We start from the raw sequence: 17035 nt of genomic DNA on the forward strand, positions 1-17035 counted from the left end.
TTCATGACGCAGTTCCGGGCCCCCGGCAGCGCCCCCGACTCCGCCGACGACGATCTGGGACGGCGGCTGCGCCGCCTGCTGATCGGCCGGCCCGGCTCGCTCAACACGCGGCTGCGCGCACGCAGGTTCGGCCTGCTGCTGGACCGCTTCCCCGACCTGGAGTCGATGGAGGTCGTCGACCTCGGCGGCACCGTACGGACCTGGACCAGGGCGCCGGTACGCCCCGCGCACGTGCACCTCGTCAACCTGGAACCCCCGGTGGACGAGGTGCCCGACTGGGTGAGCGTCGAGCTGGCCGACGCCTGCGACCTCTCCGGCCCGCTCGCCCGCCGCCGCTTCGACCTGGTCTTCTCCAACTCGGTGATGGAGCACGTGGGCGGGCACGAGCGGCGGGCCCGCTTCGCCGAGACCGTCTACCGGCTGGGCAGCCGGCACTGGGTGCAGGTGCCGTACCTGTACTTCCCGATCGAGCCGCACTGGGTGTTCCCCATGTTCCAGTTCCTGCCGCTGCGCGTGCAGACGGCCCTGGCCCTGCGCTGGCCGCTGTCCGGCGTACGGCCGCGCACCCGCGCCGAGGCCCTGGTCGCGGTCATGGAGATCGAGCTGCTCAGCCGCACGCAGATGCGTTACTACTTCCCCGACTCGACGCTGCTCGCCGAGCGGGTGGCCGGGCTGACCAAGTCGCTCATCGCGGTCAGCTCGGCGCGGGCGTGGCAGGCTCCTGAGACGGCTCGGGAAGGTTGATCTCCACCAGGCCCGGCCTGTCGCCGGGGGCGACCTTGTAGGCGAACGTCCCCGAGGTGGGGAAATCCCGGGTGAACGACCGCCCCGGCCCGATCACCCCGGACTTCGTGCCGTCCAGCATCGTCACCGTCTGGTCGCTCGACGTGCCGTTGTGCCAGGTGACGCGGTCTCCTGGGCCGGCGATCAGATGGCGGGGCACCGGACCCCGCGCGGTCAGCTCGATCTCCCTGCCCGCGGCCACGTCGCCGGTCGGCGCGGCGGGCACGTCGGGGGCGGCGGGGGCGGCGGCGCGGCCCGTGCTCCCGCCGCAGGCGACGGCGGCGGACAGGGAGACGGCTGCGACGATGATCACAAAGGCTGTCCTCATGGCACGGCACTATCCGCCGCCCGACCAAGAACAAAAGACACGGCATATGCTCGGCAAGTAAATGGACGGACAATTTTCGGCGCACCGGAGAAACGCCGGGACGTCAGCGTGAGTGAAGGATTCGTTCCCCTGGCGGACGCGACCCATTTGTTTTCCTGGAGTGCCGGGGGCGTGATTATCGGCGAGGCGTCGCAAATGTCCCCAACCCCCTACGGACGGATTGAGGATTCATGTCCGCTGAAAACAGCACCCCTCAGAACAACAAGCTCCGCCGCTTCCTGACGCGCCTGGCCGTGGTGGCCGCCGCGTTCGTGAGCGTCGTCGCGGTCGCCGCTCCGGCGCAGGCCATCCCGCCGTTCAACAACGGCACGATGGACTTCCCGATCCGGGGCGCCGGCTCGGACACCACCTACGAGGCCATGGCCAACCTGGACAAGGCGTTCAACGCCTCGCCCGGCTGCGCCCTGCGCGTTCCGCCGGCCACGCCGCAGTTCCAGTGCGACCCGCTGGACCAGGCCGCCGCCAACCAGCTCGAGAACTACGACCACGAGATCGCCTACAGCCTCTTCGCGCAGGGCACCTCCGCGGGCCTGCGCGGGCTGTGCGAGTTCGGGGCGTCCGGCGTCACCCCCGTCTACTACGCGCGGTCCTCCTCCGGCCCCGGCAGCCGGCCCAGCCAGTGCGTCAACAGCACCGACCAGCTCCGGTACGTGGCCTGGGCCAAGGACGCCATCGCCATTCCCAAGTGGCTGGGCGGCCCGGCCAGTTCGGTGGCCAGCCTGACGCACGACCAGCTCCGCGAGATCTTCCTCGACGTCTCCGGTGACGGCTGCGCCGAGAACTGGAGCGACTTCGGCGGCGGCTCCGGCCAGATCATGGTGCACGGCATCCAGACCAGCTCCGGCACGTACGCCACCTGGCAGTCGTTCCTCGGCGGCGACCCCAACACCTGCGTCTCGGCGACGGGTGGCCAGGTGCTGTTCGAGAACGAGTGCACCCCGATCAACAACCTGCCCGCGGCCGACCGGCAGCGCTCCATCTGGTGGCTGTCCTTCGGCAAGTACCAGACCGGCGCCGCCACCTGCACCGACGCCGCCACCGACCTGATCTCGGTGAACGGCATCGCCCCCGAGCCCGGCACCATCCAGGACGGGTCGTACCAGTACAGCCGGTCCCTGTACAACGTCTACCGCCTCGCCAACCCGGCCGTCCCGGCGCACGTCCGCGGCTACATCGGCGAGAACGGCTGGATCTGCAAGTCCAACGGCTCGCACAGCAAGCCGATCGGCAACACCGGCCCCGGGGTCGCGCACGCCAGCGCCGACCGCAACTGGGGTCAGCACATCGACCAGATCATCGCCGACGCCGGTTTCGTCAAGGTGAACCCGACCGGCAACAAGTGCACCTTCACCGACGTGAACGTCTGACCCCTCTGAACACCGCGACGTCATGAGGACCCGGCCCCGAGCGGCCGGGTCCTCGACCCATTGGAGGCACCGTGCTCAGCTTCGTGATCGGGACCGGCCGCTGCGGGTCCACCCTCGTCCACGAGGTCATGGCCCGCCATCCCGCGCTGGGCTTCGTCTCCAACCTGGACGACCGCTCCCCGCGCTGCCCCTCCTCCGTACGGCGGCGCAGCGGCGCGATCTACCGCCGGGTCCCGCCCGCGCTGACCAGGAAGGGACGCGTGCGCTTCGCGCCCTCCGAGGGCTACCTGGCCCTGTCGCGCGAGGTGTCACCGCTGCTGGCCGACCCGTTCCGCGACCTGACGGCCGACGACCTCACCCCGTGGCTCGCCGACCGGCTGCGCCGCTTCTTCCTCGGCCGCTGGGAGGCCGGGGGCACCGCGCAGTTCTCGCACAAGTTCACCGGCTGGCCTCGCGTGGGCCTGCTGCGCGCCGTCTTCCCCGACGCGCGTTTCGTGCACGTCGTACGCGACGGCCGGGCCGTGGCCAACTCGTGGCTGCGGATGCCGTGGTGGCGGGGTCACCTCGGTCCCTCCGGATGGCACTTCGGCCCGCTGCCCGAGCCGTACGCGCAGGAGTGGGAGCGCTCGGGCCGCTCGCACGTCCTGCTGGCGGGGCTGGCCTGGAAGCTGCTGATGGACGCCTACGAGGCCGCCGCGCCGCCCCAGGACCGGTGGCTGGAGGTCAGGTACGAGGACGTGGTGGCCGACCCCCGCAAGCACGTCGAGCTGATCCTGGACTTCCTGGGCCTGCCGTGGACCGCGGACTTCGAGCGCGGCTTCGCCCGGCACCGCTTCAGCTCCGGCCGGGCCGACTCCTACCGCACCGACCTCACCCCGGCCCAGCAGACGCTGCTCACCCACTCGCTGGAACGGCACCTGCGGCGGCACGGCTACCCGACGACACCGCTCTGAACTGGCGGATCCACACGGGCAGGGCGAGCCAGTTGACCGCCGCGAGCCCGATGACCGCTCCCGGCGCCCCCGCGACCAGCGCGCCCGCCACGCCCGCGACGATGGAGAACGGCACGACGGCCACCCGCACCAGCGCGCTCCGCCGGGCGTCGCCCGCCGCCCGCAGGCCGACGGTGACCGCCGTGACGGCCGCGATGCCCGCGTAGAGCGCGATCTCGGCGACGAGGACGGGCCGGGCCAGTTCCCACGTCTCCCCGGCCAGCGCGGTGCCGAGCGCCGGGGGTACGAGCAGCGTGCCGCAGCCGTACAGGAACGACGCCCCGACCAGGACGACGCCGAGCCGCAGGACGGCACGGCGCAGCCGGCCACGCCGGTGCGCGGCCACCGCGGACGGGATCGTCGCCAGGTGGCCCGCCTGGAGCACCACGTTGAGTGCGCTGAACAGCACCTCGGCCGCCCGGATCGCGCCGAGCGCGGCCAGGCCGCCGAACCAGCCGACCGCGAGCATGGTCACCTGCCGGCCGCCGCTGCGGGCGGCGAAGTCGATCACGTAGCCCGGCAGCAGGTCCCGGTGCGCCCGCAGCCACGCGGGCACCCGGGCGAGCGAGGGCGGGCAGCGGGCGTGGAACGCGCCCTGCACCGCGCCGGCCGCCGCCGACAGGCCCCAGGCGAGCACGTACCACTGCACGTCCCGCGGCCCGTACGCCTGCACCCAGCCGACGGTGACGACCTGGGCGAGCACCCAGGTCAGGTCGCCCGCCATCGCGGCGGACTGCCGTCCGGCGGCCAGGAACACGAACCGCAGCGCGTCCTTGACCAGCAGCGCGGGCAGCGACCAGGCCAGCGCGGCGAACACCGCGCCGAGCGTGCCGCCGGTCAGCGCCGAGACCGCGAGCAGCGCGGCGAGCCCCGCGAGCCCCAGCGCCAGCGCGGCGCCGGCGGAGGCACGCGAGGCGGCCCTGTGCTCGGCGGCGCCCGCCTCCCGGTCGTGGGCACTGAACCGGACGAGCAGCGGCTCGGACGCGACCGCCCTGGACACCCCCGTCATGATCAGGTAGACGGCGAACGCCGCCCCGAAGGCGCCCAGCCCGTCGGGGCTCGCCTCGCGGGCGATCACGATCGTGAGCAGGACGTTGCTCAGGCTGGCCAGGACCTGGTCGGCGAGCGTCCAGAGCCCTGTCATCGACCCCTTCTTCCGGCCCTTCTTCTGGCCTTTCATCGGGTGGGCACGGGCACCGGGAGCGTCGTCTCGGGCGCGACGACCTCGCGCCGCCCGCCGAACCCGCGCAGCACCGCCAGCAGCGCCGCGATCAGCAGGCCGACCCCGGCCGACAGTGCGGCGGCCCGCAGCACCAGCGCGCCGCGGGAGGCGGGCACGGCCTGCGCGGTGACCGGGGTGATGGACGCGGTCGCGGCGGTCAGGTTCGCCTCGACGTCACGTGCCTGCTGCTCGGTGGTGGCGAGCTTGCGCGCGCTCTGCACGACGGCGTCCTGCAGCCCCTGGTACTCCTGGACCTGCGGGGCGAGGCCGGTCAGCCGGCCGTTGAGCGTCTTGATGGTCTTGCGGATGTCCTTGGGCTTGCGCTGGGAGACCGGGGCCAGCAGCTCGGTCTCCAGCCGCGAGATCTCGCCGAGCGTGGCCCGGTAGCGCTCCGCGGGCAGCCCGCCGTACTTCTTGACGGCGGCGGCGAGGTCGGCCTCGGCCTTGTCGGCGATCTCCTTGGCGCGGGCGTTGGCCGAGCCGGCGGCCGTGACCGACTGCCGCAGCAGCGTGTTCAGGGCGACGGTGGTCGCGGCGCGGGTCGCGGCGGTCACCTGTTCGGGGTCGTCGCCGGTGAAATGCACCCGGACCAGCGTGCCGCGCTGGCCGCCCTGGACCGGACGGCCGGTCGTCAGGCTCTCGCGCACGTCGTCGACGCTCACGCCGGTCTGCCGGGCGACCTCGTTCACGACCCCGGCCGAGGTGACCAGCGTACGGAAGGTCGAGATCGTCTGCTCCACGGCCGCGGCGCCGGCCTGCCCCGGCGCGGCGGGCACCTGGACCTCCGAGGAGTGGGTGTACTCGGCGGGCCTGGTCAGGGCCCAGCCCGCGCCGCCCAGTCCGGCGACCAGCGGGATCGCGATCAGGGGGGCGACGAGCCGCCGGTTGCGGCGGGCGTAGTCGGACAACTCCATCGTCGGTCCTTCAGTAGGTGGAGGGGATCAGGCGCGTGGCCGACTCGAACCAGAACAGCACGGTCGCGAACAGCACGGGGCTGGTGAGCACATACGTCGACGTCGCCCGCCAGCGCCGGTAGAGCACGATCGTGCCGAACAGCACACCCACCGTGGCCAGTCCCCACAGGATCGTGGGCAGCCAGCCACCGGGGTCGCGGCCGAGACCCAGCTCGTCCACCTCGACCCGGGCCTGGTCGAGGATCTTCAGCCCGGCCGGCTGGCCGTCCAGCTTCGAGACCACCGCCAGCCGCCCGCCGTCGTCGGTGTCGCCGCTGGTCAGCAGCGTGAGCCGGTTGACGAACGTGCCCTGCGACAGGAAGTCCTCCTCGCCCGTCCTGGCCCGCTCGACCAGCTCGACCGTGTAGGTGAAGCGGCCTTCCTGGCTGCTGGCGGTGATCTTGTCGCCCGGTCGCAGCTCGCCGATCCTGGCGAACGGGCGGCCGTACAGGTCCCGGTGTCCGGCCAGCACGGCGTTGCCGATCTGGCCGGGCATGGGCGAGGGCCGGTAGTGCCCCACCGCCGCGCGCAACTCGCCGGTGCCGGTGCCCTGGACCACCACCTCGCGCAGCCCGATCGCGGGGATCTCCAGGAGCACCACGGGCGTGCCCGGCCGCGGCACGGCCGACAGGTCCCGGTCCCCGGCCATGGGCGCGGCGGCGATCGTGGCGGACGCCTTGAAGTCCTCGTTGAGCTGGTCGAGCATGATCCGCTGGTTGCGCTCGTACGTCAGGTGCCCGAACCAGGAGGCGTAGAACGAGAACGCGAGCAGCAGCACACCGGCGATCGTGACGGCCGTCACCAGCGGACGGCCGAGCTTGCGCAGCTCCGGCGGGATCGTGAGCCTGCGCCGACGCGGCGGCGGCACGGCCTGTCCCGGCATCCCCGGATACCCGTAGAACGGCGGAACCGCCCCAGGAGAGTACGGAGGCGCCGCTCCCGGCGGCACGCCCTGATACCCGGTGAAGGCGCCACCACCGCTGTGGCCGGGCGCGTGCGGCTGCGGCGGGACCGCCCCGTGACCGCCGCCCGGCTGCCCAGGGGCCTGGTGACCGGGCATCGGGAACGTGAGCATCAGCGGCTGCTGGAGGTTGATCGGCGAGTTCGGCATCAGGTGCATGACCGGCATGACCGGGGTTCCCGGCGGGTACGGCGCGCCGTACGGCGGCACAGCCGGATGGCCCTGCTGCCAGCCGGGCCCGCCGTTGCCGGGGTGGGGCTGGGCGTTCACCGCCACCCCGAGGCCGCTCATGGCGGCGTCGTACCGCGTGCGCAGCAGGTCGGCCCGCACCCGCAGCGCGTGATGGGTCCTGGCGGCCGTGCTCGCCTGGGTGAGCAGCACGGCCAGGGCCCCGGCGTGCACCAGCGTGCTCTGGCGGTCCGCGTGCGGCGCGCCCGCGGCCACCAGCGCCACCGCCGCCTCCAGTTGCATGACGGCCTGCTCCGCCTGGTTGACCAGGTAGGCCGGGTCCGGCGGCGTGCTCGCGTTCGTCATGCCTGAGGAGTCGGGGTCGTACCCGTGCCCTGCGCGCCGCCGTCGCGTCGCCGGCTTCTGAGGATCTCGTACCCGCGCCAGCCGCCGCCGAGCAGCACGCTGAGCGCGCCGATCGTGGCGACGACCCCCGCGGGCAGCACCCACGCGGCCGGCGGGATCACGCCGCCGCGCACCGAGCCCTCGCCGCTCGTCTGGGCGACCGGCGAGACCGTCGCCGAGATCCCGGGCGAGGGCACCGCCAGGATCGCCGGGTCGGGCTCGCTTGAGGCGGGCGGGGTCTCGGGCGGGGTCCCGGAGTCCGCGATCGGCTGGATGTTGTCGCCCGGCGAGCCGGCGGCAGGGGGCGTGCTCCGGCTCTGTGTCGGGGACGGGGTCGAGGTGGGGGACTTGGCGGGCTTGGGGCTCGGGCTGACGGTGACCCGCTGGGTCACGGTCGGCGTGGGCAGGTCGCCGTCGTCGCCGGGATCGTTCTGGCCGCCGCCGTTGCCCCCGGGGTTGGACGACGAGGGCGTGGGGGAGGGCGACCGGGTCGAGCTGGGCGTGGGCGAGGACGTCGGGGTGGGCGACGTGGTGCCGGGAGGCTCCTCCGGGTCCGGCGTCAGCAGCATCCGCACCACCTCCTCGGCCTGTGCGCGGAGCTGCTGGGGCAGGGCGGGGGCGCCGAGTTCGGCGAGCTTGTGCTGCCCGGCGTCGCTGATGGCGTACTCGATGAAGGCGGCCAGGGTCTTGCGCTTGGCCGCCGGCAGCGGGTTGCGCCCCGACGCGTCGGCCTTGGGGACCATGACGTAGTGGACCATCGGCAGCGGGTAGGCGTCCGGCCTGTCGGCCCGGTCGAACACCGGGCTGTAGGTTCCGTCGGCGTTCCTGGTCATCGTGCCGAACGCGTCGAGCACGGCCTCCTTCGTCGGCAGCACGTACCGGCCGGCGGCGTTCTTCACGGGCGCGGAGTTGATCACGTACCCGTTCGCCTTGGCGGCGGCCACCTGGGTGGCGTCGGTGAAGCCGAGCATGCCGTCGAGCTGCTTCGTCTCGTTGCTCTCCTGGTACGTCTTCCCGTCCACCTCGATGCGGTTGACGCCCTTGCCGCCGAGGGTCGCGATGTACTCGGCGGCGATCGCCCCGTTGTCCGCCGAGGTCTGGTCGAAGGCGACCGCCCTCGGGTCCAGCACCAGGTCGCCGGGGGCCGACTCGTACAGCTCGGCGAACCGCCCGGACGGCAGCGTCGCGCCCAGCCAGGACGAGATCACCTTGTTCTGGGCCGACTGCCCGGCCCGCAGCACGGCCTTCTTGTTGAGCTGGGGCAGCCCGCACCCGCGGTTGTCGTTCACGGTCGGGCCCTGGAAGGAGGAGTCGGACCACTGCCCGTTCAGTCCGAACATCGTCGCCACGGAGTCCGGCGACATCCGGGTGCCGGCCAGTCCGAGACCGCCGAACTCCACCCCGTTGGCGATGCTGAGCCCGGTCAGGGAGATCGGCGCGTAGGCCACGTCGCCGCCGGTCTCCTCGCGCGTGTGGCTGAGACCCGTGATGGCGAAGTCGGAGCCCTGGGCGAAGCCGCTGGTGAAGCCCTGCTTCAGCTTGCTCGCGCCGAGCACCGACGTCCCTCTCAGGTAGGAGACGTCCCGCGCGGGCGAGGCGGCGCGGACCCCGACGAGCCAGTCGGTGACGACCTCGGAGATGTTCACCGAGCCCGCCCCGCTGATGGGTGCGTCCTGCGGGGCCTGCGGGGTCGGCAGCGGCTCGGGGGCCTTCACCTCCACCCGGGGCTTCGGCGGGGCGGGGTTGACGGTCCTGACGGGGACGCCGTTCGGGTTCTTGATCCGTACGGGCCTGCTGGCCGCCGCCAGCGCCGGGTCGGCGAGGTCGGTACGCGGGTTCGGCACGAGCTGCCAGACGGAGCCGGTCTTGGTGAAGGTGAGCGGCTGTGACCACTCGCACTCGCTGACCGTGACGATGCAGGAGGACTCCAGCCCGGTCTCCGGGTCGGTGGCTCCGTTGCACTCGAAGACCGAGTTGCCCTGGTAGTTGGAGACCTGCGTCTGGTTGAACGTGCCCGCCTTGAAGCCCGTGCTGAGCGAGCCCTCGCCGTTCGCGCCCGTCTGCGCGTACCGGCGGGTCTGGTGGGCGCAGTGGAACAGCCCGTTGTTCCACCGCGCCGACAGGTACAGGGCGACGAAGTCGGGATGCCGGCACTGGGTGATCACCACGGGCATGTTGGGGGTGAAACCCTTCCACCGGATCTCGACCTGTCCGCCGGGATCGATCTGCACGGCCTGTACGCCGTCGGCCCGCGTGGCGTTCGACCAGACCTCCACGGTGGGGGTGGCCGCCACGGTCGCCGCGGAGGGTGACGAGGCGAGCACGGCCGGGCCGGTCATGGCGACGATCAACAGCAGGGCACGCTTGCGCCTGTCCACCGCTCCACTCCATGGGGTTGATCCGACAATCCACGACCAGAGAAACCGGCGCCGGGCCGGCCCACAATGCCGCGATGAGTCCGCCCGCCACTGTTCCGCCCTCGTTCAACCGGTCGCGGCGAACCGGACATTTACCTAGATTTCCGCCCCGAACTCTTATGGCGGCGTTAACCCCACGGCGGCTGGGGCGTACCGGGCCGGGGCGGACACTTGGGCCCGACTCATGGACGTAGACGGTCGGAGCACCCGTGACATTGGAGACACCCCGCATCATCACGGCCAGGCTGAGCCGAGGTGACCGCATCTACCGCTTCGTCACCACCATGGCCGCGGCGACCGTGCTGGTCACGATCGTGCTCATCACGGTGTTCCTGGTACTCACCGCCCTGCCCGCCTTCCAGCGCGCGGGCTGGTCGTTCTTCACCACCACCGCCTGGAACCCGGACGAGACGAGCGGCGAGTTCGGCATCGCCGCGATGATGTACGGGACCTTCGTCACCGCGCTGATCGCGATGGCCTTCACCGTGCCGATCTCGATCGCCACGGCCGTCTTCATCAACGAGTACGCCCCGCGCGCCACCAGGGCGGGGCTGACCACGTCCATCGAGGTGATGGCCGCGATCCCGAGCATCATCTTCGCCGGATGGGGCCTGCACGTGCTCATCCCGTTCCTCGACCCGATCGAACAGTGGGCCGTCGACCACCTGGGCGGGGTGTTCTTCGTGTTCGAGGCCCGCGAGGTCGGCTCGTCGTACTTCAACGTCGGCCTGGTCATCTCGCTGATGGCGATCCCGATCACCACCTCGATCGTCCGGGCGGTGCTCGACCAGGCGCCCCGCCACGAGTGCGAGGGCGCGCTGGCGCTCGGGGCGACCCGCTGGGGCATGGTGCGCACGGTGATCCTGCCGTTCGGCCGCACCGGCATCGTCGGCGCCTCGATGCTGGGGCTGGGCAGGGCGCTGGGCGAGACGATGGCGGCCACGCTGATCTTCAGCTTCGCCTTCGAGATCAAGCCGCGCATCTTCGAGAACGGCGGCGTCACCATCGCCAGCGGCATCGCGATCTACTTCAAGGAGTCGCGCGACGCGGGCCTCAGCGCGCTGATGGCCGCGGGCGCGACGCTGTTCCTGGTCACCTTCGTCATCAACCTCCTGGCCTCGCGCGTGGTGCAGCGGGCGGAACGGGCCGCCCGATGACCGTCACCGCACCGGCCGGTCCGCAGGAGCGCACCCGCCCGCCGGCGCCACGCCGCCGACCGGGGGCGTGGCGGCTGTCCGACACCATCGAGCTGTCCGCCTCGGCGGCCTCCGCGTTCGTGCTCACCTGGCTGATCTTCGCCCGGCTGATGCCGTTCACCGTGCAGCCCGCCGGTTTCGCGGTCTGCTGGTACGCGTTGTTCCTCGGCACGTACTGGGTGGTCACCAGGGACTCCGGCGGCCGGGTGGTGGCCAGGGACCGGATCATGACGGTGCTCATCTCGACCGGAGCGCTCATGGCGCTCGCCCCGTTCGCCCTCGTCGTCGGGTACGTCGTCTACCGCGGGCTGCGGAGCCTGCGCCCGAGCTTCTTCGTCGAGACCATGCAGCTCACCGGCCCGCTGCAGCCCGCCACGGACGGCGGCGGCCTGCACTCGATCCTCGGCACGCTCGAACAGGTCGGCATCGCGGCGCTGATCTCGGTGCCGCTCGGCATCCTCACCGCCGTCTACCTCAACGAGGTCAGGGGGCCGATCGCCGCGCCCGCCCGGCTCGTCGCCTCGGCCATGACCGCCCTGCCCTCGGTGGTCGCCGGCCTGTTCGTCTACGCCCTGCTGATCGTCCAGCTCCGCTGGGGCTTCTCCGGCTTCGCCGGCAGCCTGGCGCTGGCCATCCTCATGCTGCCCACCGTGACGATCTCGGCGGAACAGGTGCTGCGGATCGTGCCGGGCAGCCTGAGGGAGGCGGCACTGGCGCTCGGCGGGCCCGAGTGGCGGGCCGTCGGCATGGTCGTGCTGCCCACGGCCAGAGCCGGGCTGATCACCGCCGTGGTGCTGGGCACGGCCCGCATCATCGGCGAGACCGCGCCCATGATGCTGACCACGGTCGGCACCGCGATCCTCAACCCCAACCCGTTCGGCGGCATCCAGGACGACCTGCCGCTGTTCATCTACCACCAGATCCGCGCCCCGCAGGACACCTCGGTCGACCGCGCCTGGGCGGGATCCCTGGTCCTGCTGGTGCTGGTGCTCCTGCTCTTCCTGCTCGCCAGGATGGGCTCCGGCGGGCCGCGTACGAGAAAGCGAGGACGGCGATGACCGCCGACACCCAGGTGATGGAGGCTGCCGAGCAGCCGGGACCGGCCGGCGGCACGCTGGACGCGATCGGGGTGAGCGCCTGGTTCGGGCAGCGCAAGGTGCTGGAGAAGGTGGACATCGTCATGCGGGCCGGCGAGGTCACGGCGCTCATCGGGCCGTCCGGCTGCGGCAAGTCGACGTTCCTGCGCATCCTCAACCGCATGCACGAGCTGGTGCCGGCCGCGACGCTGGCCGGTTCCGTGCTGCTGGACGGCGAGGACATCTACGGCACCGAGCTGCGCCTCACCGAGGTACGCCGCCGCATCGGCATGGTCTTCCAGAAGCCCAACCCGTTCCCCGCGATGAGCATCGCCGACAACGTGACGGCCGGGCTGAAGCTCAACGGCCTCAGGTCCGCCGACAAGGAGACGCTCATCGAGGAGTGCCTGCGCCGGGCGAGCCTCTGGGACGAGGTGCGCAACCGGCTCGCCGCGCCCGCGGGCGGCCTGTCCGGCGGCCAGCAGCAGCGGTTGTGCATCGCCAGGTCGCTGGCGGTCCGCCCGGACGTGCTGCTGATGGACGAGCCCTGCTCGGCCCTCGACCCGACCTCGACCAGGCGCGTCGAGGAGACCATCCACGAGCTGAAGGAACAGGTGACGATCATCATCGTCACGCACAACATGCAGCAGGCGCAGCGCGTCTCCCAGCGCTGCGCCTTCTTCCTCGCCGAGGAGAACGCCCCGGGCCGGGTCGTCGAGCAGGGGCCCACCGAGCAGGTCTTCCACGAGCCCGAGGACCCGCGTACCGCCGACTACGTCAACGGCCGGTTCGGCTAGACCCGAGGAGCATCATGTCCGTCGGACGCCTGTTACGGATCACCCTCGCCACCTGCCTGGCGCTGCTCTGCACCGCGGCCCCTGCGCCGAGCGCCGCCGCACGGGTGCGCGCCGCCCTCGCCGGGCCCGCGGTCAACGGGTCGGGATCGACCTTCGCGGCCCCGGCGATCGACCAATGGCGGGTCGACGCCGGCGCCAAGCTGGGGCTCGCGGTCAACTTCAACGCCAACGGGTCCACCTCGGGCCGCAACCAGTTCGAGCAGAAGCTGGTCGACTTCGCCTCCAGCGACGTCTCCTACCGGTTCCCCGACAACCTCGCCAACGAGCCGACGCCCTCGTTCCCGTTCACGTACATGCCGCTGGTGGCCGGTGGCACGGCCATGCTCTACAACCTGAAGGACAACGCCGGTCGGCGCATCGAGGACCTGCAGCTCACCGGTGAGCTGATCATGAAGATCTACCACCAGTACTGGAAGTCGAACGGCAACCTGTTCTGGGACGACCCCATGATCAAGGCAGAGAACCCCCATCTGGAGTTCCGCCTGCCGAACACGCGGGTCAGCGTGGTCGCCCGCAAGGGCGGCTCGGGCACCACGGCGGTCTTCACCGGCTACCTCAGGACGATGGCGCCCCAGCTCTGGCACGAGTACCTCTCCAACACCGGCCAGAACTGCTACGGGGGCGAGCCCTGCCTGCCCACCAGCGACTGGCCGTCGGAGCGGGGCGGCGAGCTGCGCGCCGACTCGGCCGGGCTCGCGGACTTCGTGGCCTCGAAGGACGGCACGATCGGCTACGCCGAGTACGCGTACGCGCTGCAGCGCAACCTCCCCGTGGCCCGGATCAAGAACAAGGCGGGCAACTACGTGCTGCCCACCGCGTGCAACCAGGCCATCGCGCTGACCAACGCCGAACGCAACTCCGACGGCACCTACAACCTCACGAAGGTCTACGACCACGACCACCCGAGCGCGTACCCGATCTCCAGCTACAACTACGTGATCGTGCCCGCGGGCGGCTCCGACCCGGCCAAGGGCGAGACGATGGCCAAGTTCGTGCTCTACTCGATCACCGACGGCCAGAAGCTCGCGGCCGACCTCGGATACTCGCCGCTGCCGAGCAACCTCATCAAGCAGGGGTTCGACGCGCTGGTGGACGTGCCGGGACACCCGGAGATCCCCACCGACCCCGACAAGTGGGGCAAGTTCTACGAGGGCCTGACCCTCCCCGACGGCACCACGTGCGGGAAGGCGGGCGAGACCGGCCAGGACGGCGGCGGCGTCGACGGCGGCGGCGGAGTCGGCGGCAACGACGACCCGGGCACCGGGGACGGCGACCAGAACGGCAACAACAACCAGGACCCGAACGGCAACAACCCCCAGGACCCCAACAACGGCGGCAACAACCAGGATCCGAACGGCAACAACAACCAGACCCAGAATCCGAACCAGGACAACAACGGTCAGAACAACCCGGGCGGCAACACCGGCCAGCCCACCGACGGCCCCAAGAAGAACACCCCGGGCAACACCGGCAACACCCCGGGCCAGGACGGGGGCCCCACGGGCGGCGCCGACCCGACGGGCGGCAACAGCACCTCGCCCACGGCCGGCGGCGGCCCGCAGACGACGACCACCGGCGGCGACCCCACCCTCGCCCTGCGGCAACAGCAGCAGACCCCCGGGCAGTCGGCGAGTGCGACCGCCAACAACCTGATCGATCCCCGCCTGGCCGCGGACTCCGCCAGGAGCGTGGACAACACCGCCAAGTCCGCGGCGACCCCGTGGACGCTCTACGTCGTCGCCCTGGTGATCATCGTCGGCGTCTTCCTCCCGCCGCCCGTGCTCCGGCTCGTACGCCGGAGAAACCGTTCCTAGGAGACGCACGTGGCGCTGCGCCGCTTCCTGATCGCCCTCATGCTCGCGGTCACCGGTCTGGTGATCCCGGCCCCGGTGGCCGCGGGCGCCTCCCTGTCCGCGGGCCCCTCCGTGTCCGCGGGCGCCGCCGACGCCTCGATCGCCGTGCCCGCCGTGGACAGCCTCCACCCCGCCGGTCCCCTGCTCCTGCGGGGCGCCGCGAGCGGGGCCACGCGGGTGCGCGTCGCCGTCCAGGACCGGGCCAGCCGCCTGTGGCTGCGGCCCGACGGCTCCTTCGGTGACTACCACGCCTTCCCGGCGAGCCTCGACGGCACGGCGTGGTCCCACACCTGGTCGCAGGCGGTGCCCGGCGAGTACGGCGTGCAGGTCACGGCCTACGACGCGGCCGGGGTGCCGGATGCCACCCTGCCCTGGGCCCCGTTCACCGTCGTCGCCCTCCCGGCGTCGGGCACCGGCGCCGCGACCGCCGCCCCCGCCGCGCGGGAACCGCTGCCGGTACGCGCGGCCACCACCGCGCGCGGCCTGGCCAGAGCGGGGGCGGGCGTGGCCGCGGTGGACCTCGCGATCAAGAACCGGGTGACGGGCCAGTGGTGGCGGGCCGACGGCACGTGGGGCGCGCACCAGTGGCACCGGACCCGGCTGGCCACGCCGGGAGGGCCGCTGACGGAGTGGAGCCTCGCCTGGACGCCGACGCAGGCGGGCGAGTTCGCCACCCAGGTACGCACGACCTCCGCGGACGGCGGCACCGCGCCCGCCGCCGAGTGGCCGTTCACCGCGTTCACCGTCGACGCCGCGGCACCCGACGCGGTCGTGGACCCCGTCCAGGCCGGCGCCGTGCCGGTCGGCCGGCCCGCCGAGTGGCGGGGACGGGCGAGCGACGCGCTGGGCGTGGCCGCCGTGTACGTCGCCGTCCAGGACCGCGTCAGCAAACAGTGGTGGCGGGCCGACGGCACCTGGGGCGCCTACCAGCGGCACGCCGCCACCCTGACGGGCCCGCCCGGCGACGAGACCTGGTCGGTACGCGACGGGGCGCCCGCCTTCACCGTGACCGGCTGGTCGTACTCGTGGACGCCGCCGCGCGCCGGGGACTTCGGCCTGCAGGTCACCGCCGTGGACGCGGCGGACCAGCCGGACCTCAGCCCGTCGTGGGCGCCGTTCAGCGCGGCGGGCGGCGGCGCCGACACCGTGCGCCCGGCCGCCGAGATCACGTCCCCGCGTGATGGCGACGTGCTGACCGCCGGTCCGGTACGCCTCGCAGGCACCGCGACGGACGACGCCGCCGTGACCGCGATCTACGTGGGCGTCATGGACACCGCCACCGGCAGGTGGTGGCAGCAGCAAGGCGGGTGGGGCGCCGCTCCCCGGCTCACCCCCCAGATCACCGGGCTGGGCACGCGGCACGCGGCGTGGTCGTACGTGCTGCCGCAGCCGCCGAGCGGCCAGTACCTCGTGCACGTCGAGGCGTTCGACGCGGCCGGCAACCGGGCCGAGGCCGGCGGGAGCCTGCCGCACCTGCGCTTCCGCTACCAGCAGGGGGCGCAGCGCCTGGCGACGCTGATGTTCGGGCGGGCGCAGTGGCAGGCGGTCGACCCGTGGTGCGCGCCGCTGCGCGGCTCGGTCCCGCTGGGGGAGGTGGCCTCCCTGCTCGGGCAGCGCGGGATCCGGGCCGTCCCGACGGTCGTCGTCGACCGTACGCGGACCGGGGGCCGCTACTGCACCAAGGGCTTCGCCGACTACTCGACCTGGGAGGACCTCGCCGACCTGCGCGACCGGTACGGCTGGCAGGCGATCAGCCACAGCAGGACGTACCCCGCCGACTTCGCCGGGCTCACGCAGGACGCGCAGCGCTCGGAGTCGTGCGGCACGATCCCGGACCTGGAGGCGCACGGCCACCTGCGGGCCTGGGGGCTGTTCGCCTACCCGAACAACCGATACGACCTGGCCGCCCAGCGGGACGTGGTCGCCCGCTGCTTCGCCTACGGCCGCACGTACGGCGACGGCGTCAACACCCGGCCGGGGACGGCCTGGCCGCATTTCCAGAAGACGTGGAGCTTCAACGGCGGCCGGTGCAACGACCCGGCGCTCACCTGCGCGTCCTGGGTGTCCGACCCCAAGGCGCGCAGCCATCCCGACAACGTCAACAACTTCCCGCCCTACCAGTCGCCCGAGGCGCTGGCGGCGTTCCTGTCGGGCGGGGCGGACCAGTGGCGCGCGCTGCAGGGCTACCGGCTCCTGCGCGGCCGGCGCGTCGACGCGGACGGCGCAGGTCAGTGGGACTGCACGAGCGGCGACTGGCGCGCGCACTGGACCAACAACGCGGAGTCGTACTGCCTGAACGACTTCCTGGGCGCGCTGGACCTGGTCCGGGGCGCGACCTTCACCGACCCGGCCGGCGTGGCCGAGGCATGGGGGCGTGGCCGGCCGGTCACGCCATGA

At 72.5% G+C, this 17035-nt stretch carries 13 protein-coding genes; 8 read left to right on the forward strand and 5 right to left on the reverse strand.

Annotated features, from left to right (window positions below; all coding sequences use genetic code 11):
- The first annotated feature begins 3 nt into the window (after positions 1-3).
- Positions 4-744 carry a class I SAM-dependent methyltransferase gene (locus ACZ6S0_RS24290; protein WP_465921602.1) on the forward strand — a complete coding sequence of 247 codons (741 nt, stop codon included), beginning with the start codon at positions 4-6 and terminating at the stop codon, positions 742-744.
- Here the strand turns inward: ACZ6S0_RS24290 and ACZ6S0_RS24295 are convergent.
- The gene (locus tag ACZ6S0_RS24295; protein ID WP_465921603.1) at positions 695-1096 is read right to left on the reverse strand and encodes a cupredoxin domain-containing protein; all 402 of its coding nucleotides are present in this window, start codon (positions 1094-1096) and stop codon (positions 695-697) included. The genes ACZ6S0_RS24290 and ACZ6S0_RS24295 overlap by 50 nt on opposite strands.
- A gap of 245 nt (positions 1097-1341) precedes the next feature.
- Between ACZ6S0_RS24295 and ACZ6S0_RS24300 the strand changes: the two genes are divergently transcribed.
- The gene (locus ACZ6S0_RS24300) at positions 1342-2538 is read left to right on the forward strand and encodes a type 2 periplasmic-binding domain-containing protein (protein WP_465921604.1); all 1197 of its coding nucleotides are present in this window, start codon (positions 1342-1344) and stop codon (positions 2536-2538) included.
- A 71-nt stretch (positions 2539-2609) separates the two neighbouring features.
- The gene (locus ACZ6S0_RS24305) at positions 2610-3491 is read left to right on the forward strand and encodes a sulfotransferase family protein (RefSeq protein WP_465921605.1); all 882 of its coding nucleotides are present in this window, start codon (positions 2610-2612) and stop codon (positions 3489-3491) included.
- Here ACZ6S0_RS24305 and ACZ6S0_RS24310 read toward each other — a convergent pair.
- From ACZ6S0_RS24310 to ACZ6S0_RS24325, 4 genes are read right to left on the reverse strand one after another with little or no spacing between them, the layout of a single operon-like run.
- Positions 3433-4674: an MATE family efflux transporter gene (locus tag ACZ6S0_RS24310; RefSeq protein ID WP_465921606.1), complete on the reverse strand. Its 1242-nt coding sequence runs from the start codon at positions 4672-4674 to the stop codon at positions 3433-3435. The genes ACZ6S0_RS24305 and ACZ6S0_RS24310 overlap by 59 nt on opposite strands.
- Before the next feature lie 32 nt (positions 4675-4706).
- A complete protein-coding gene (locus tag ACZ6S0_RS24315) occupies positions 4707-5666 on the reverse strand; it encodes a hypothetical protein (RefSeq protein ID WP_465921607.1) in 960 nt (319 codons plus the stop codon).
- A 10-nt stretch (positions 5667-5676) separates the two neighbouring features.
- Positions 5677-7200 carry a sortase gene (locus ACZ6S0_RS24320; RefSeq protein WP_465921608.1) on the reverse strand — a complete coding sequence of 508 codons (1524 nt, stop codon included), beginning with the start codon at positions 7198-7200 and terminating at the stop codon, positions 5677-5679.
- Positions 7197-9617: a substrate-binding domain-containing protein gene (locus tag ACZ6S0_RS24325; protein WP_465921609.1), complete on the reverse strand. Its 2421-nt coding sequence runs from the start codon at positions 9615-9617 to the stop codon at positions 7197-7199. Before ACZ6S0_RS24325 ends, ACZ6S0_RS24320 begins: the two co-directional genes overlap by 4 nt.
- 248 nt (positions 9618-9865) lie before the next feature.
- On the opposite strand from ACZ6S0_RS24325, the gene pstC reads away from it, so the two are divergent.
- Genes pstC through ACZ6S0_RS24350 form a run of 5 tightly spaced genes read left to right on the forward strand, consistent with a single transcriptional unit; the run spans position 9866 to position 17035 of the window.
- The gene (pstC, locus tag ACZ6S0_RS24330; RefSeq protein WP_465921610.1) at positions 9866-10813 is read left to right on the forward strand and encodes a phosphate ABC transporter permease subunit PstC; all 948 of its coding nucleotides are present in this window, start codon (positions 9866-9868) and stop codon (positions 10811-10813) included.
- The gene (gene pstA / locus ACZ6S0_RS24335) at positions 10810-11910 is read left to right on the forward strand and encodes a phosphate ABC transporter permease PstA (RefSeq protein WP_465921611.1); all 1101 of its coding nucleotides are present in this window, start codon (positions 10810-10812) and stop codon (positions 11908-11910) included. The genes pstC and pstA overlap by 4 nt, the downstream gene beginning before the upstream one ends.
- The gene (locus tag ACZ6S0_RS24340) at positions 11907-12725 is read left to right on the forward strand and encodes a phosphate ABC transporter ATP-binding protein (protein WP_465921612.1); all 819 of its coding nucleotides are present in this window, start codon (positions 11907-11909) and stop codon (positions 12723-12725) included. The genes pstA and ACZ6S0_RS24340 overlap by 4 nt, the downstream gene beginning before the upstream one ends.
- A gap of 14 nt (positions 12726-12739) precedes the next feature.
- Entirely contained in the window at positions 12740-14599 is a 1860-nt protein-coding gene (locus ACZ6S0_RS24345; protein WP_465921613.1) for a phosphate ABC transporter substrate-binding protein PstS, read from the forward strand.
- A gap of 9 nt (positions 14600-14608) precedes the next feature.
- The gene (locus tag ACZ6S0_RS24350) at positions 14609-17035 is read left to right on the forward strand and encodes a hypothetical protein (protein WP_465921614.1); all 2427 of its coding nucleotides are present in this window, start codon (positions 14609-14611) and stop codon (positions 17033-17035) included.

The sequence above is a fragment of the Nonomuraea sp. NPDC051298 genome (assembly GCF_055586305.1).

Coding starts and splice junctions, on each gene's coding strand:
- ACZ6S0_RS24290 (WP_465921602.1), top strand. CDS start 4: ATGACGCAGTTCCGGGCCCCCGGCAGCGCCCCCGACTCCGCCGACGAC.
- ACZ6S0_RS24300 (WP_465921604.1), top strand. CDS start 1,342: ATGTCCGCTGAAAACAGCACCCCTCAGAACAACAAGCTCCGCCGCTTC.
- ACZ6S0_RS24310 (WP_465921606.1), bottom strand. CDS start 4,674: ATGACAGGGCTCTGGACGCTCGCCGACCAGGTCCTGGCCAGCCTGAGC.
- ACZ6S0_RS24315 (WP_465921607.1), bottom strand. CDS start 5,666: ATGGAGTTGTCCGACTACGCCCGCCGCAACCGGCGGCTCGTCGCCCCC.
- ACZ6S0_RS24320 (WP_465921608.1), bottom strand. CDS start 7,200: ATGACGAACGCGAGCACGCCGCCGGACCCGGCCTACCTGGTCAACCAG.
- pstA (WP_465921611.1), top strand. CDS start 10,810: ATGACCGTCACCGCACCGGCCGGTCCGCAGGAGCGCACCCGCCCGCCG.
- ACZ6S0_RS24340 (WP_465921612.1), top strand. CDS start 11,907: ATGACCGCCGACACCCAGGTGATGGAGGCTGCCGAGCAGCCGGGACCG.
- ACZ6S0_RS24345 (WP_465921613.1), top strand. CDS start 12,740: ATGTCCGTCGGACGCCTGTTACGGATCACCCTCGCCACCTGCCTGGCG.